15 protein-coding genes and 1 riboswitch are annotated in these 14,348 nt (G+C 61.8%); of the genes, 9 read left to right on the top strand and 6 right to left on the bottom strand.

What is annotated here, in order from left to right:
* Nucleotides 1-492: 492 nt before the first annotated feature.
* On the top strand, nucleotides 493-2,082 hold the full coding sequence (gene purH, locus H7A77_RS23850) for a bifunctional phosphoribosylaminoimidazolecarboxamide formyltransferase/IMP cyclohydrolase (RefSeq protein ID WP_182074737.1): 1,590 nt from the start codon (nucleotides 493-495) through the stop codon (nucleotides 2,080-2,082).
* Nucleotides 2,083-2,130: 48 nt separating this feature from the next.
* Nucleotides 2,131-3,414, top strand: coding sequence for a phosphoribosylamine--glycine ligase (gene purD, locus H7A77_RS23845; protein WP_182074736.1), 1,284 nt, complete (start codon nucleotides 2,131-2,133; stop codon nucleotides 3,412-3,414).
* A 49-nt stretch (nucleotides 3,415-3,463) separates the two neighbouring features.
* Here the strand turns inward: purD and H7A77_RS23840 are convergent, their stop codons facing one another.
* The 6 genes from H7A77_RS23840 to nudC form a co-directional block, all read right to left on the bottom strand.
* Nucleotides 3,464-4,135 (bottom strand): DUF1481 domain-containing protein, encoded by a 672-nt coding sequence (locus tag H7A77_RS23840; RefSeq protein WP_080273415.1) that lies wholly within the window; start codon nucleotides 4,133-4,135, stop codon nucleotides 3,464-3,466.
* Nucleotides 4,136-4,171: 36 nt separating this feature from the next.
* Nucleotides 4,172-4,444: a nucleoid-associated protein HU-alpha gene (gene hupA / locus H7A77_RS23835; RefSeq protein WP_004929874.1), complete on the bottom strand. Its 273-nt coding sequence runs from the start codon at nucleotides 4,442-4,444 to the stop codon at nucleotides 4,172-4,174.
* 189 nt (nucleotides 4,445-4,633) lie between these two features.
* Nucleotides 4,634-5,224 (bottom strand): YjaG family protein, encoded by a 591-nt coding sequence (locus tag H7A77_RS23830; protein WP_033644369.1) that lies wholly within the window; start codon nucleotides 5,222-5,224, stop codon nucleotides 4,634-4,636.
* A gap of 48 nt (nucleotides 5,225-5,272) precedes the next feature.
* Nucleotides 5,273-5,959, bottom strand: coding sequence for a deoxyribonuclease V (gene nfi, locus H7A77_RS23825; protein ID WP_164057979.1), 687 nt, complete (start codon nucleotides 5,957-5,959; stop codon nucleotides 5,273-5,275).
* Nucleotides 5,960-5,968: 9 nt separating this feature from the next.
* Entirely contained in the window at nucleotides 5,969-7,033 is a 1,065-nt protein-coding gene (gene hemE, locus H7A77_RS23820) for a uroporphyrinogen decarboxylase (protein WP_033652710.1), read from the bottom strand.
* A gap of 38 nt (nucleotides 7,034-7,071) precedes the next feature.
* Complete coding sequence (nudC, locus tag H7A77_RS23815; RefSeq protein WP_033652716.1) at nucleotides 7,072-7,839, bottom strand: NAD(+) diphosphatase; 768 nt, start codon at nucleotides 7,837-7,839, stop codon at nucleotides 7,072-7,074.
* 101 nt (nucleotides 7,840-7,940) lie between these two features.
* On the opposite strand from nudC, the gene H7A77_RS23810 reads away from it, so the two are divergent.
* The 7 genes from H7A77_RS23810 (at nucleotide 7,941) to thiH (ending at nucleotide 14,162) form a co-directional block, all read left to right on the top strand.
* Complete coding sequence (locus tag H7A77_RS23810; RefSeq protein ID WP_019456431.1) at nucleotides 7,941-8,444, top strand: Rsd/AlgQ family anti-sigma factor; 504 nt, start codon at nucleotides 7,941-7,943, stop codon at nucleotides 8,442-8,444.
* A 39-nt stretch (nucleotides 8,445-8,483) separates the two neighbouring features.
* A riboswitch (TPP riboswitch) is annotated at nucleotides 8,484-8,608 on the top strand.
* Between the two features lie 114 nt (nucleotides 8,609-8,722).
* Nucleotides 8,723-10,666 carry a phosphomethylpyrimidine synthase ThiC gene (gene thiC / locus H7A77_RS23805; protein ID WP_033644366.1) on the top strand — a complete coding sequence of 648 codons (1,944 nt, stop codon included), beginning with the start codon at nucleotides 8,723-8,725 and terminating at the stop codon, nucleotides 10,664-10,666.
* Nucleotides 10,659-11,309 carry a thiamine phosphate synthase gene (gene thiE, locus H7A77_RS23800; protein WP_072626854.1) on the top strand — a complete coding sequence of 217 codons (651 nt, stop codon included), beginning with the start codon at nucleotides 10,659-10,661 and terminating at the stop codon, nucleotides 11,307-11,309. Before thiC ends, thiE begins: the two co-directional genes overlap by 8 nt.
* Complete coding sequence (locus tag H7A77_RS23795) at nucleotides 11,302-12,051, top strand: HesA/MoeB/ThiF family protein (protein ID WP_182074735.1); 750 nt, start codon at nucleotides 11,302-11,304, stop codon at nucleotides 12,049-12,051. Before thiE ends, H7A77_RS23795 begins: the two co-directional genes overlap by 8 nt.
* Nucleotides 12,048-12,248 (top strand): sulfur carrier protein ThiS, encoded by a 201-nt coding sequence (thiS, locus tag H7A77_RS23790; protein ID WP_016929423.1) that lies wholly within the window; start codon nucleotides 12,048-12,050, stop codon nucleotides 12,246-12,248. The genes H7A77_RS23795 and thiS overlap by 4 nt, the downstream gene beginning before the upstream one ends.
* Nucleotide 12,249: 1 nt before the next feature.
* Nucleotides 12,250-13,029 carry a thiazole synthase gene (locus H7A77_RS23785; protein WP_033652706.1) on the top strand — a complete coding sequence of 260 codons (780 nt, stop codon included), beginning with the start codon at nucleotides 12,250-12,252 and terminating at the stop codon, nucleotides 13,027-13,029.
* A complete protein-coding gene (gene thiH, locus H7A77_RS23780; protein WP_033644362.1) occupies nucleotides 13,029-14,162 on the top strand; it encodes a 2-iminoacetate synthase ThiH in 1,134 nt (377 codons plus the stop codon). Before H7A77_RS23785 ends, thiH begins: the two co-directional genes overlap by 1 nt.
* Nucleotides 14,163-14,348 lie beyond the last annotated feature (186 nt).

The following is a 14,348-nucleotide window of genomic DNA, read 5'->3' as shown; positions in this document are numbered from 1 at the left end:
CTGATAAATTGTTAAAGAGCAGTGAGTTAGGCGCTTTCGCTTGCTAACTCGAGGTGGCGTATATTACGCTTTCCTCTTTCAGAGTCAACCCTAATTTTCAGGATTTTTTCTCTGCGACCCCCGGATACTCTGTGAAGTTGTTCACATGTTCCGTGTCGATGGAGGCGCATTATAGGGAGTTCCTCGCAGGCCGCAACAGGTATTTTCAGCAAAAACGATCGTTAGCTGCATTCCACAGCAAAACCCCGCTTTATACCCACTTGCACACAGTGTTATCCACAGATGCGATTTGTACGGAAAATTTACGAGCGCCACGCAAACGTTTTCGCTACAATTCCCCGCGACGAAACGATCCCCCTTTTTACGGGGGCGTTACCTGAATTTGTGCCTGTCCCTCCCTTTATAAGGCAGAAAACCGCGCTTTATAGAGAGAACGAGGTGGACATTCACGTAACGCTCTTTAATTGCGACTCAAAGCCAAGGGATAAAACCATGCAACAACCTCGTCCAATCCGCCGGGCTCTGCTCAGCGTGTCTGACAAAGCCGGTATCGTTGAATTCGCCGAAGCGCTTTCCCAGCGCGGCGTTGAACTGCTCTCAACCGGCGGCACCGCCCGCCTGCTGGCAGACGCCGGTCTGCCCGTTACCGAAGTTTCCGACTATACCGGCTTCCCGGAGATGATGGACGGACGAGTAAAGACCCTGCACCCGAAAGTTCACGGCGGTATCCTCGGCCGCCGCGGCCAGGACGACGCGGTCATGAATCAGCATGACATCCAGCCTATCGACATGGTGGTCGTCAATCTGTACCCGTTCGCCCAAACCGTGGCGCGCCCAGATTGCTCGCTGGAAGACGCGGTCGAAAATATCGATATCGGCGGCCCGACCATGGTGCGCTCCGCCGCCAAGAACCATAAAGACGTCGCCATCGTGGTGAAGAGCAGCGACTACGCCGCCATCATTACCGAGATGGACAACAACGACGGCTCGCTGCGCTATGCCACCCGCTTCGATCTCGCCATCAAGGCCTTCGAACACACCGCCGCCTACGACAGCATGATCGCCAACTACTTCGGCGCGCTGGTGCCGGCGTACCACGGCGAGACCGAACAGCCGTCTGGCCGCTTCCCTCGTACCCTGAACCTCAACTACATCAAGAAGCAGGATATGCGTTACGGTGAGAACAGCCACCAGCAAGCCGCCTTCTATATAGAAGAAGAGGTAAAGGAAGCGTCCGTCGCGACCACCGAGCAGTTGCAGGGCAAAGCACTCTCCTATAACAACATCGCCGATACCGACGCCGCGCTGGAATGCGTGAAAGAGTTCGCCGAACCGGCCTGCGTGATCGTCAAGCACGCCAACCCTTGCGGCGTGGCGATCGGCGACGACATCCTCGCCGCCTATGAGCGCGCTTACCAAACCGACCCGACTTCCGCCTTCGGCGGCATCATCGCCTTTAACCGCGAGCTGGACGCCGCCACCGCGCAGGCGATCATCAGCCGCCAGTTCGTGGAAGTGATCATCGCGCCAAACGTCACTCAGGAAGCGCGCTCCCTGCTGGCCGCCAAACAGAACGTGCGCGTGCTGGCCTGCGGCCAGTGGCAGCAACGCGTGGCGGGGCTGGACTTCAAGCGCGTCAACGGCGGGCTGCTGGTACAGGATCGCGATCTCGGCATGGTGACCGCCGCCGATCTGCGCGTGGTATCCGAGCGCCAGCCGACCGAACAGGAACTGCGTGACGCGCTGTTCTGCTGGAAAGTGGCCAAGTTCGTGAAATCCAACGCCATCGTTTATGCACGTGACAACATGACCATCGGCATAGGCGCCGGCCAGATGAGCCGCGTTTATTCCGCCAAGATCGCCGGCATCAAAGCGAGCGACGAAGGGCTGGAAGTGAAAGGATCCGCCATGGCCTCCGACGCCTTCTTCCCGTTCCGTGACGGCATCGATGCCGCAGCTGCAGTCGGCATCACCTGCGTGATCCAGCCTGGCGGCTCGATCCGCGACGACGAAGTGATCGCCGCCGCCAACGAACACGGCATCGCGATGATCTTCACCGACATGCGTCATTTCCGCCATTAATTCCTTTTGCCGCGTGCGCTTCGGCGCACGCCATTCGTGGAGCCCCTGATGAACATTTTGATTATCGGCAACGGCGGGCGCGAGCACGCGCTGGCCTGGAAAGCCGCCCAGTCTCCGCTGGCGGATAAAGTCTACGTTGCGCCGGGCAATGCCGGCACCGCGCTGGAAGCCAATCTGGAGAACGTGGCGATCGCCGCCACCGATATCCCCGCCCTGGTCGCTTTCGCCCAGAGCCATGACATCGGTCTGACCATCGTTGGGCCGGAAGCCCCGCTGGTGATTGGCGTGGTCGACGCCTTCCAGGCCGCCGGTCTGAAAATCTTCGGCCCGACGCAGGCCGCCGCGCAGCTCGAAGGCTCCAAAGCTTTCACTAAGGATTTCCTGGCGCGCCACCGCATCCCGACCGCCGAATATGAAAACTTCACCGAGGTGGAGCCGGCGCTGGCCTATGTGCGCCGCAAAGGCGCGCCGATCGTCATCAAGGCCGATGGCCTGGCGGCCGGTAAAGGCGTGATCGTCGCGATGACGCTGCAGGAAGCGGAAGAGGCGGTGCGCGACATGTTGGCCGGCAACGCCTTCGGCGACGCCGGCCATCGCATCGTGGTGGAAGAGTTCCTTGACGGTGAAGAGGCCAGCTTCATCGTGATGGTCGACGGCGAGAACGTGGTGCCGATGGCCACCAGCCAGGATCACAAGCGCGTCGGCGACGGCGACACCGGCCCGAACACCGGCGGCATGGGCGCCTATTCTCCCGCACCGGTCGTGACCGACGAAATCCACCGGCGCGCCATGGACCAGGTGATCTGGCCGACGGTGCGCGGCATGGCGGCGGAAGGCAACACCTACGTCGGCTTCCTTTACGCCGGCCTGATGATCGCCGCCGACGGCCAGCCGAAGGTGATCGAATTCAACTGTCGTTTCGGCGATCCGGAAACCCAGCCGATCATGCTGCGCCTGCGTTCCGATCTGGTGGAACTGTGCCTGGCGGGAGCCGAAGGCCGCCTGAACGAGAAAACCTCCGACTGGGACGAGCGCCCTGCGCTCGGCGTGGTGCTGGCGGCCGGCGGTTATCCGGGTGACTATCGCAACGGCGAGGTGATCCAGGGGCTGCCGCAACAGGAAAGCGCCGACGGTAAGGTCTTCCATGCCGGCACGCGCCTGCAGGGCGATGACGTCGTCACCAGCGGCGGCCGCGTTCTGTGCGTGACGGCGCTGGGCGACACCGTGGCGCAGGCGCAACAACGCGCCTATCAGCTGGCGGAAGGCATCCAGTGGCCGGGCAGCTTCTGCCGCAAAGATATCGGTTATCGCGCGATTGCGCGCGGCAAGTGATTTGACCTGATAAGGTCATGACAAGAGGCTCCGCAGCGCGGGGCCTTTTTTATAGCTGGTCTTCTTTCGGTTCCCAGCTGCAGAAGTCGTCGTTCGCCACCAGCAGCAGCTCGCTGCCTTCCGGCGCTTCCAACCAGGCGACGCTCACCGGCCGGCTGCTGCTGCGGGCGCGTTTTTCGATCCAGGCGATGGCGGAAGCATCCAACCCGGGTTTTAAGCGCTGCCCGTCGCAGGTTTGCACTTCGCCCTGCAACCAACGCCCCTGCAGCAATTTGACCTTGCCGGCGCGCAGCGCATTGCTGACTTCGAGGATACGTCGCGCCTGATATTGATACAGGGCGATTTCATCGCGGGTCAGCGGTTCGCGGCGTGTCGCAAGCTGGCGCTGCATAAAGCTCACCGTGCCGTCGTCGGCAAAGCGCAGTTGAATGGAATCTCGATCGCCGTCGGCGTCGTTGCGTTTGATTTGGCGCAGCACGTCGCCCTGATAGGTGTACAGCGTGGTGATGGTACCCGGTCCGCGGTAGGGACTGTAGACGCTGACCAGCACCTGCGGGCGATGTTGCTCATCGTCTTTACGCCACAGGCGTATCACGCCTTGATCGGCCACAAAGCCGCTGGCGGTAAAGCTGGGAATATCGGAATGGAAACTGCAGGCGCTCAGACCGAGGGCGATGCCGGCGGCCATGAGCACCCGACGAGTAAACAAAAGGGGCGCCATCGCCCCTCTGTTTAATCTTTTCACCGAGGCGCGGTCTTATTTAACAGCGTCTTTCAGTGCTTTGCCAGAAACGAACGCAGGCACGTTGGCTGCTGCGATTTTGATTTCTTTGCCAGTCTGTGGGTTGCGGCCAGTGCGCTCGCTACGATGGTTTACTTTGAAAGTACCGAAGCCAACCAATTGTACTGCATCACCTTCTTTCAGAGACTCAGTAATAGCAGCCAGGGTGGATTCCAGAGCCAGTTTAGCTTGTGCTTTGGAAAGGTCAGCCTTGTCCGCGATTACATCAATCAGTTGAGTCTTGTTCATAAGTTATCCTTACAGTGTGTTTATCGTTTGCAAAGCATCGAGTGCGACGGATATGCCGATTGACAGCACTCTCCTGCATACACGCACCGATAGCCACTTTTTTTACGCCCCCCAAATGTAGACCAGACAGGGTGCGGATGTGAAGCCTTAAGGCATGACAAATCAGGCGTTAAATCACGTTTTGTTGCCTTATTGCGCTAAATTTATCCCGATGTTGCTGACACCGGCCTCTCGCAGGTCGGATCGCAGCCCCTTGATCAGGTCTATATCGCGCTCTTCACAGGCGTCCAACAGGCGGAAAATTTCCCATTGAATGTCCCATTCTTCCTCTACCGCAGGCAAACTTCCCAACTCTTCGTCGGTCATTTCCCTGCCGGCTTGAGTCATTTCCAACATCGCCACGGTGCGAATCGATGTTTCGCTGATGGCGATGGCGTGCTCCAGCGTCTCCCCGCCGAGCCGCGAATGGATCAGTTCCCCTAATGCGATACAGGCATCAATTGCCGGGTAAACGCCGTAAAGATCGTAATCTTCCGCCGACGGAATCGCCTCTTCCAACTTCTCGAGCTGGCTGTCGAAGTTGACCTTGGCGTCCTTCACCACCAGCGTTTCCCACACCAAATCCAGAATGCGGCGATAAATCGCCGGATCGCCGAACTCGGTCTGTTTGCAGAACATCTGGTAATTCGGGTACATACGCTCGCACAAACTGGCCATAAAGGTCAAATGTTGCCAAGCCTCGTGCCGTTCCAGACGTAAATGAATCGGGTTACGTAGCATGCTTTACTCTCTTACGCGTTATCTGCGGCGCAGTGTACCCGAAATCGCTCATGGCGACACCTCCGGATGCTGCTGCAACCAACGCTGAAACGCCGGACGGCGCGAAGCGATAGCGTCGGCCCAGCGGGTGGGCTCCGGCAAACGGTAGCCCGCCATACAGCGCTGCACCCACGCCAGTGCGCTGTCGGCACCCACGCGGTGACCGGTAGAGATGAACAGCGGGTTGCAGCGTGCCTTGCTGCGCCATACCCAGCCCAGCTGTTCCCCCTTATCTTCCAACGGTGCCAGCGCGCCGACGGCGGCCTCCAGCGGCGTGAATTTGCCGCACAGGCGCTTCTTGGCCACGCCGATGGTCGGTACATCGACCAGCAGGCCGAAATGGCTGGCGACGCCGAGGCGCCGCGGATGTGAAACGCCGTGGCCATCGACGAAGATCAGCCCCGGCTTTTGCCGCAGCTGTGCCCAGGCGGCCAACAGCGCCGGGTATTCGCGAAACGACAGGAAGCCCGGGATATAAGGCATGACGGTGGCGATGCGCGCCACCTGATATTCCACCAGCTCCAGCGACGGATAGCGCAGTATGGCGATGGCGGCACGCGTCACCGCCCCCTCCTGCTCGAAGCCCACGTCAGCGCCGGCGATGAAGGCCGGCGGTTCGGCCGGCAGATCGTCGTAGCGAATGACTTCAGCAGCGCGCCGCAGCTGTTCGGCGCGCAGGGCCTGCATATCGGTCACATCGAATCCTTAACGGTGGTATTTCGCCGACTGCGCGTGCACCGCCTCGACGAAGGCGCCGGCGTGCTCAGGCGGCACATCCTGATGGATGCCGTGGCCCAGGTTGAACACATGACCGTTACCGTGGCCAAAACCGGCCAGAATGGTCTCCACCTCTTCCGCGATGCGCGCCGGAGAAGCATAGAGCATCGACGGATCCATATTGCCCTGCAGCGCCACTGTGTCGCCCACGCGCCGACGCGCGTCGGCGATATCGGTGGTCCAGTCCAGCCCCAGCGCATCGCAGCCGGTAGCGGCCATCGCCTCCAGCCACTGCCCGCCGCCTTTGGTAAACAGCGTCACCGGCACGCGGCGGCCGTCATTTTCACGCAGCAGGCCATCGACGATCTTGTGCATGTAGTGCAACGAGAACTCGCGGTAATCGCGCCCGGTCAGCACCCCGCCCCAGGTGTCGAACACCATCACCGACTGCGCGCCGGCCTTGATTTGGGCGTTGAGGTACAGGATCACGCTGTCCGCCAGCTTGTCCAGCAACAGGTGCAGCGTGGCCGGCTCGGCATACATCATCTTTTTCAGCTTGGTGAAGGCCTTGCTGCTCCCGCCTTCAACCATATAGGTAGCCAGCGTCCACGGGCTGCCGGAGAAGCCGATCAGCGGCACTTCGCCCTTCAGCTCGCGGCGGATGGTGCGCACCGCGTTCATCACATAGCCCAGCTCCACTTCCGGATCGAACGCCGGCAGTTTGTCGACGTCGGCACGGCAGGTGATAGGTGAGCTGAAACGCGGGCCTTCGCCGGCTTCAAAGTACAGGCCAAGCCCCATGGCGTCGGGAATGGTGAGAATGTCGGAGAACAGAATGGCGGCGTCCAGCGCATAGCGGCGCAGCGGCTGCAGCGTAACCTCACAGGCCAGCTCCGCGTTCTTGCACAGCGACATGAAATCACCGGCCTGGGCGCGGGTCGCCTTGTATTCCGGCAAATAACGACCGGCCTGGCGCATCATCCATACGGGGGTCACATCCACCGGCTGGCGCAACAGCGCGCGCAGGTAGCGATCGTTCTTCAACTCAGTCATTTATGGGGCTCCCTTAATAATCTGCCGGCCATTGTACATTATTCTTCCCGGCACAGCGCCACGGTGTCCTCAATCAACCGGCGCGCCACGGTGCCGGGCGGCGGCAACAGCGGCAGTTGGTCGTAGCGATACCAGCCGGCGTTGAGCAGCTCCTTGGGATCGTGACGAAGGTCGCCCTGATGGTAATCGGCCATAAAGGCCATCATCAGCGAGTGTGGGAACGGCCAGGGTTGTGAAGTGACGTAGCGCAGGTTCTTGATTTCGATATTGCTCTCTTCCATCACTTCGCGCGCCACCGCCTGCTCCAGCGTTTCGCCCACTTCGACGAAACCGGCCAGCACCGTGTGGATACCGCCGCGATGGCGCACGTGCTGTGCCAGCAGGATCTGATCGTCGCGCCGAATGGCGACGATCACGCAGGGCGCAATCTGCGGGTAGTACCGTTCTTTGCAGTGGCCGCAGAGGCAGGCGCTTTCGGTGCGGCTGAGATGCATCTCATGGCCGCAGTAGCCGCAATAGCGATGGGAGCGGTAGAAATCCGCCAGCTGCACGCCACGCCCGGCAAGCTGGAACAGACCGCGATCCTGATCCAACAGCTGACGCACCGATCCCATCTCCCGCGGCATCGCCTGGCGCACCAGCCAGACCGGCGCGCCCTCCCACTCACCGATGACGCGCGCCATGTGGCCCTGCAGCCCGAGGGCGGCGGCCGTTCCTGACGGCAATTCACCGTTCGGTAACCAAAGTTTGCTTTCATGGCTGACGATCCACCAGCCGTTTTCATTGCCCGTTAATGCAAGTTCCATATCGTTGTTGCACAACCTCAGCTTCACTGGCACTCTACAAATCGGCTTTGTTACATTTTAATAACTTACCGGTTACTTTTGTTACTTACACGGAGTCAAACATGCTCAACCGTTTGGAAAGGCTGACTCAGCGCGTTGGCGGTAGTAATGAATTAGTTGATCAATGGCTTCAGGCCCGCAAGCAGTTGCTGGTCGCCTACTGCACGCTGGTAGGCCTCAAACCGAATAAAGAAAAGCATACGCCGCTGAATGAAAAAGCGCTGGAGAACTTTTGCCATAACCTGGTGGATTACCTCTCAGCAGGGCATTTTCATATCTATGACAGAATTATCAAACAAGTGGAAGGCGCAGCCAGTCCGAAAATGTCGCTGGCGGTGAACATCTACCCCAAGCTATGGGCCAATACCGAACAGATCATGGCGTTCCACGATCGCTATACCGAAGTGGATATCGATCAGGAGGTCTGTCTGGAATTCCATCAGGCCTTGTCGGATATCGGCGAAACGCTGGCGGCGCGCTTTGCGCTGGAAGATAAGCTGATCCTGTTGGAAGCGGAGGCCGCGCAGCAACCGCTGCCAGACCAGGCGCTGGATCCGGCGCGTTAAAATTTTATAGTTTTTTTTCTTATCCCTCCTATACTGGGGGGCATCTTGTCGGAGTGCCTAGCGCCTGATTTGTTCATCGAATCAGCCAGGCTGAGACCGTTAATTCGGGATCCGCGGAACCTGATCGGGTTAATACCCGCGAAGGGAACAAGAGTAATCTATCGCCACAGGCACGGCCTTCCCCTTGCGGGCGCCCAGCCTTATCGGCCACCATCATTACTCCCTCCGAGCTCCAGACAAGCAACTTTCCCAACCCAACACACTGGTAGGAACTTGCTATGTCTAACGTTAATCCACCGCGCGCCCGTAAAGCGCAACGCGAAGCCGCCCAGCAGTTTATCGACACGCTGCAAGGCATGGCTTTCCCAAACTCACGCCGCATCTACCTGCAGGGCTCGCGCCGCGATATCCAGGTGCCGATGCGCGAAATTCAGCTCAGTCCGACCCTGGTCGGCGGCAGCAAAGATAGCCCGCAGTATGAACAGAACGAGGCGATCCCGGTATATGACACCGCGGGCCCATACGGCGATCCGCAGGCCGAGCTCGATGTGCACGCCGGCCTGGCCAAGCTGCGCGCCGGCTGGATCGACGCGCGCGGCGATACCGCGACCCTGAGCGGCGCCAGTTCCGGCTTCACCCAACAGCGTCTGGCGGACGAGGGGCTGGATCACCTGCGCTTCGAACATCTGCCGCTGCCGCGCAAGGCGTTGCCGGGCAAGTGCGTGACCCAACTGCACTATGCCCGCGCCGGCATCGTCACCCCGGAGATGGAGTTCATCGCCATCCGTGAAAACATGGGGCGCGAACGCATTCGCGGCGAGGTGCTGCGCCACCAGCATCCGGGCCAGGGCTGGGGCGCCAACCTGCCGGACAACATCACGCCGGAGTTCGTGCGCCAGGAAGTGGCCGCCGGCCGCGCCATCATCCCCGCCAACATCAATCACCCGGAGGCGGAGCCGATGATCATCGGCCGCAATTTCCTGGTGAAGGTGAACGCCAATATCGGCAACTCGGCGGTCACATCGTCGATCGAAGAAGAGGTGGAGAAGCTGGTGTGGGCCACCCGCTGGGGCGCAGACACCGTGATGGATCTCTCCACCGGCCGCTATATTCACGAAACCCGCGAGTGGATCCTGCGCAACAGCCCGGTGCCCATCGGCACCGTGCCTATCTACCAGGCGCTGGAGAAGGTCAACGGCGTGGCGGAAAACCTCACCTGGGAGATGTTCCGCGATACGCTGCTGGAACAGGCTGAACAAGGGGTCGATTACTTCACCATCCACGCCGGCGTGCTGCTGCGCTACGTGCCGATGACCGCCAAACGCCTGACCGGCATCGTGTCGCGCGGCGGCTCGATCATGGCCAAATGGTGTCTGTCGCACCATCAGGAAAACTTCCTCTATCAGCACTTCCGTGAAATCTGCGAGATCTGCGCCGCCTACGACGTTTCGCTGTCGCTCGGCGACGGCCTGCGCCCCGGCTCGATTCAGGACGCCAACGACGAGGCCCAGTTCGCCGAGCTGCATACGCTGGGCGAGCTGACCAAAATCGCCTGGGAATACGACGTACAGGTGATGATTGAAGGCCCGGGCCACGTGCCGATGCAGATGATCCGCCGCAACATGACCGAAGAGCTGGAACATTGCCACGAAGCGCCGTTCTACACCCTTGGCCCGCTGACCACCGATATCGCCCCGGGCTATGACCATTTCACCTCCGGCATCGGCGCGGCGATGATTGGCTGGTTCGGCTGCGCCATGCTGTGTTACGTCACGCCGAAAGAGCACCTCGGCCTGCCGAATAAAGAGGACGTCAAACAGGGCCTGATCACCTACAAGATCGCCGCCCACGCAGCCGATCTGGCCAAAGGCCATCCGGGCGCGCAAATTCGCGATAACGCCATGTCCAAGGCGCGTTTCGAATTCCGCTGGGAAGATCAGTTCAATCTGGCGCTCGATCCGGCCACCGCGCGTGCCTATCACGACGAAACCCTGCCGCAGGAGTCCGGCAAGGTCGCCCACTTCTGCTCGATGTGCGGACCGAAATTCTGCTCGATGAAGATTTCACAAGAGGTGCGCGACTACGCCGCCGCCCAAGAGGCCGCCAAACCGATCGAGGTGCAGCTGACCGGCATGGAGAAAATGTCCGCCGAGTTCCGCGCCCGCGGCAGCGAGCTGTATCACAGCGCCGGCAATCTGCAGGAGGAGACGAGCAATGACTGATATCACGACGCCCTTCCCGGCGACGCCCCACAAACTGGGGCTTTACCCGGTCGTCGACAGCGTGGCGTGGATCGCTCGCCTGCTGGAGGCCGGCGTTACCACGATCCAGCTGCGCATCAAGGATCTGCCGGACGAGCAGGTCGAAGAGGATATCGCCGCCGCCATCACGCTGGGTCGGCGTTATCAGGCGCGGCTGTTCATCAACGATTACTGGCGGCTGGCGATCAGGCACGGCGCCTACGGCGTGCATCTGGGCCAGGAAGATCTCGATACCACCGATCTGGCGGCTATTCACCGCGCCGGGCTGCGGCTCGGCGTTTCCACCCATGACGATGCCGAGCTGGCGCGCGCGCTGGCGGTGAAACCCTCCTACATCGCGCTGGGGCACATCTTCCCCACCCAAACCAAAGACATGCCTTCGGCGCCGCAGGGGCTGGCGGAGTTAAAACGCCACATCGCCGGTTTGGCGGATTACCCGACGGTGGCGATCGGCGGGATCAGTATCGATCGCGTACCGGCGGTGCTGGCGTGCGGCGTCGGCAGCGTGGCGGTGGTCAGCGCCATCACCCAGGCGCCGGACTGGCGCGCGGCGACGGCCGAACTGCTGCGGCTGATCGAAGGTAAGGAGCCGAACGATGCTTAACGATCGGGAGTTCCTGCGCTACAGCCGCCAGCTGCTGCTGGAGGATGTCGGCCCGGAAGGTCAGGAAAAACTCAAGCGCGCCACGGTGCTGATCGTCGGCCTGGGGGGGCTGGGGTCCCCGGCTTCGCTGTATCTGGCCGCCGCCGGGGTCGGCACGCTGCTGCTGGCCGACGACGACACGCTGCACGTCACCAACCTGCAGCGGCAAATCCTGTACCGCAGCGCCGATACCGCCACCGGCAAAGCGGCGCTGGCGCAACGCCATCTGCAGGCGTTGAACCCGTTGGTGGAGTCCATCCCGCTGGCGCAGCGGCTGCAAGGGCAAGCGCTGCGCGACGCGGTCGCCCGCGCCGATCTGGTGCTGGACTGCTGCGACAACATGGCGACCCGCCATGAGGTCAACGCCGCCTGCATCGCCGCCGCCAAGCCGCTGATCAGCGGCAGCGCAGTGGGTTTCAGCGGCCAGCTGCTGGTGCTCGAGCCGCCCTATGCGCACGGCTGCTACGCCTGCCTGTACCCGGAGCAGGAAGAACCGCAGCGCAACTGCCGCACCGCCGGGGTGCTCGGCCCGGTGGTGGGCGTGATCGGTACTCTGCAAGCGCTGGAGGCCATCAAGATGCTGGCCGGCCTGCCTTCCTCCCTCAGCGGCAAGCTGCGGCTGTTCGACGGCAAGCAGCAGAGCTGGAGCACGCTGCAGCTGAGCCGGACCCGCGCCTGCCCGGTCTGCGGAGGCGCCGCATGAAGATCCGTCTGAACGACCAACCGCTGGAGCTGGCACAGCCGCTCAGCGTCGCCGCCCTGCTGACCCAGCTGGAACGCCACCAGCCGGGCACCGCGCTGGCGATCAACCAAACCATCATCCCACGTGCCGACTGGGCCGACCATCAGGTGCAGGACGGTGACGACATTTTGCTGTTTCAAGCGATCGCCGGAGGCTGACATGCTGAAAATCGCCGATACCACTTTTACCTCGCGCCTGTTCACCGGCACCGGCAAGTTCGCCACCCCGGCGCTGATGTTGGAGGCGCTGGCGGCCTCCGGCTCACAGCTGGTGACCATGGCCATGAAGCGCGTCGATCTGCGCGGCGGCAACGACGCCATTTTGGCGCCGCTGCAACAGTTGGGCGTCAGGCTGTTGCCCAATACCTCTGGCGCCAAAACGGCCGCCGAAGCGGTGTTCGCCGCCCGACTGGCGCGCGAAGCGCTCGGCACCCACTGGGTGAAGCTGGAGATCCATCCCGATGTGAAATACCTGCTGCCGGATCCGATAGAAACGCTGAAGGCGGCGGAAACGCTGGTGAAAGACGGTTTTGTGGTGCTGCCCTACTGCGGCGCCGATCCGGTGCTGTGCAAACGGCTGGAAGAAGTGGGATGCGCAGCGGTGATGCCGCTCGGCGCCCCTATCGGCTCCAACCGCGGTCTGCGCACCCGTGACTTCCTCGAAATCATCATCGAGCAAGCCAAGGTGCCGGTGGTGGTAGACGCCGGCATCGGCGCGCCAAGCCACGCGCTGGAAGCGATGGAGCTGGGCGCCGACGCGGTGCTGGTGAATACCGCCATCGCCGTGGCGCGCGATCCGGTGCAGATGGCGCGGGCATTTCGCCTGGCGCTGGAGGCCGGCGAGCTGGCACGCAGCGCAGGATTAGGCTCCAGCCAGCGCGGCGCGGTCGCGTCCAGCCCGCTGACCGCTTTCCTCAGCCAGCCAGAGGAGGCGCAGTGATGACCGACGATTTCAGTAGCCGCTGGCAACAGCTGGACTGGGACGACATTACGCTGCGCATCAACGGCAAAACGGCGCGCGACGTGGAACGCGCATTGAACGCCGACAAGCTGACGCGCGACGACTTTATGGCGCTGATCTCCCCCGCGGCCGCGCCGTATCTGGAACCGTTGGCGCAACGCGCGCAGTTGCTGACCCGTCAGCGGTTCGGCAACGTCGTCAGCTTCTATGTGCCGCTGTACCTGTCCAACCTGTGCGCCAACGACTGCACCTACTGCGGCTTTTCGATGAGCAACCGCATCAAGCGCAAAACGCTGGATGCGGCGGAGATTGCACGCGAGTGCGAAGCCATCAAGGCGCTGGGGTTCGAACATCTGTTGCTGGTCACCGGCGAACATCAGACCAAGGTCGGCATGGACTATTTCCGCCAGCACATTCCGGCGATCCGCCGCCACTTCAGCTCGCTGATGATGGAAGTGCAGCCGCTGGCGCAGGAGGAATACGCCGAACTGAAAACGCTGGGCCTGGACGGCGTGCTGGTGTATCAGGAAACCTACCATCCGGCCACCTATCTGCAGCACCACCTGCGCGGCCAGAAGCAGGATTTCCATTGGCGCCTGGCCACGCCGGATCGCCTGGGGCGCGCCGGGATCGACAAGATCGGCCTCGGCGCGTTAATCGGCCTGTCCCACAGCTGGCGAACCGACTGCTATCTGCTGGCGGAACACCTGTTCTACCTGCAGCAAACCTATTGGCAGAGCCGCTACTCGATCTCGTTCCCACGCCTGCGCCCCTGCGCCGGCGGCATTGAGCCCGCGTCTATCATGAGTGAGCCTCAGCTGGTGCAGCTGATCTGCGCCTTCCGGCTGTTCGCGCCGGACGTTGAGCTGTCGCTGTCTACCCGAGAGTCGCCGTACTTCCGCGATCATATGATCCCGGTGGCGATCAATAGCGTCAGCGCCGGATCCAAGACGCAACCCGGCGGCTATGCCGACGACGTACCGCCTGAGCTGGAACAGTTTGAGCCGCACGACGGCCGCACGCCGCAGCAGGTCGCCGAGGCCATCAGCAACGCCGGGCTGCAGCCGGTGTGGAAAGACTGGGACGATTATCTGGGACGCAGCGCGCAATAAGCGGCAACGTTTACCGCCGTGCGAAGAAAACGCTGGAGCGGCCGCGCAATGCCGAACGGTGGCGCTGGCGCCGGCAAACGCGCCGATTATAGTGACGTTGCCGACCGCCAAACCCGGTGTCGGCCGGGGCCGTCTCCCTCTCGATGGCCCCGCCTTATCCAACCCCGGATCGCGCACGGACGCTCT

Origin of the sequence: Serratia sp. ME47 (assembly GCF_903970925.1) — a bacterium.
GTDB classification, from domain to species: Bacteria; Pseudomonadota; Gammaproteobacteria; order Enterobacterales; family Enterobacteriaceae; genus Serratia; species Serratia ureilytica.
This window is presented reverse-complemented; position numbering and strand designations above follow the sequence as displayed.

What these genes read in the sequence shown, in the direction of transcription:
- purD (WP_182074736.1), top strand. Translation starts at nt 2,131, where the DNA reads ATGAACATTTTGATTATCGGCAACGGCGGGCGCGAGCACGCGCTGGCC.
- H7A77_RS23810 (WP_019456431.1), top strand. Translation starts at nt 7,941, where the DNA reads ATGCTCAACCGTTTGGAAAGGCTGACTCAGCGCGTTGGCGGTAGTAAT.
- H7A77_RS23830 (WP_033644369.1), bottom strand. Translation starts at nt 5,224, where the DNA reads ATGCTACGTAACCCGATTCATTTACGTCTGGAACGGCACGAGGCTTGG.
- nudC (WP_033652716.1), bottom strand. Translation starts at nt 7,839, where the DNA reads ATGGAACTTGCATTAACGGGCAATGAAAACGGCTGGTGGATCGTCAGC.
- hupA (WP_004929874.1), bottom strand. Translation starts at nt 4,444, where the DNA reads ATGAACAAGACTCAACTGATTGATGTAATCGCGGACAAGGCTGACCTT.
- thiS (WP_016929423.1), top strand. Translation starts at nt 12,048, where the DNA reads ATGAAGATCCGTCTGAACGACCAACCGCTGGAGCTGGCACAGCCGCTC.
- H7A77_RS23795 (WP_182074735.1), top strand. Translation starts at nt 11,302, where the DNA reads ATGCTTAACGATCGGGAGTTCCTGCGCTACAGCCGCCAGCTGCTGCTG.
- thiE (WP_072626854.1), top strand. Translation starts at nt 10,659, where the DNA reads ATGACTGATATCACGACGCCCTTCCCGGCGACGCCCCACAAACTGGGG.
- H7A77_RS23785 (WP_033652706.1), top strand. Translation starts at nt 12,250, where the DNA reads ATGCTGAAAATCGCCGATACCACTTTTACCTCGCGCCTGTTCACCGGC.
- thiH (WP_033644362.1), top strand. Translation starts at nt 13,029, where the DNA reads ATGACCGACGATTTCAGTAGCCGCTGGCAACAGCTGGACTGGGACGAC.
- thiC (WP_033644366.1), top strand. Translation starts at nt 8,723, where the DNA reads ATGTCTAACGTTAATCCACCGCGCGCCCGTAAAGCGCAACGCGAAGCC.
- purH (WP_182074737.1), top strand. Translation starts at nt 493, where the DNA reads ATGCAACAACCTCGTCCAATCCGCCGGGCTCTGCTCAGCGTGTCTGAC.
- hemE (WP_033652710.1), bottom strand. Translation starts at nt 7,033, where the DNA reads ATGACTGAGTTGAAGAACGATCGCTACCTGCGCGCGCTGTTGCGCCAG.
- H7A77_RS23840 (WP_080273415.1), bottom strand. Translation starts at nt 4,135, where the DNA reads ATGGCGCCCCTTTTGTTTACTCGTCGGGTGCTCATGGCCGCCGGCATC.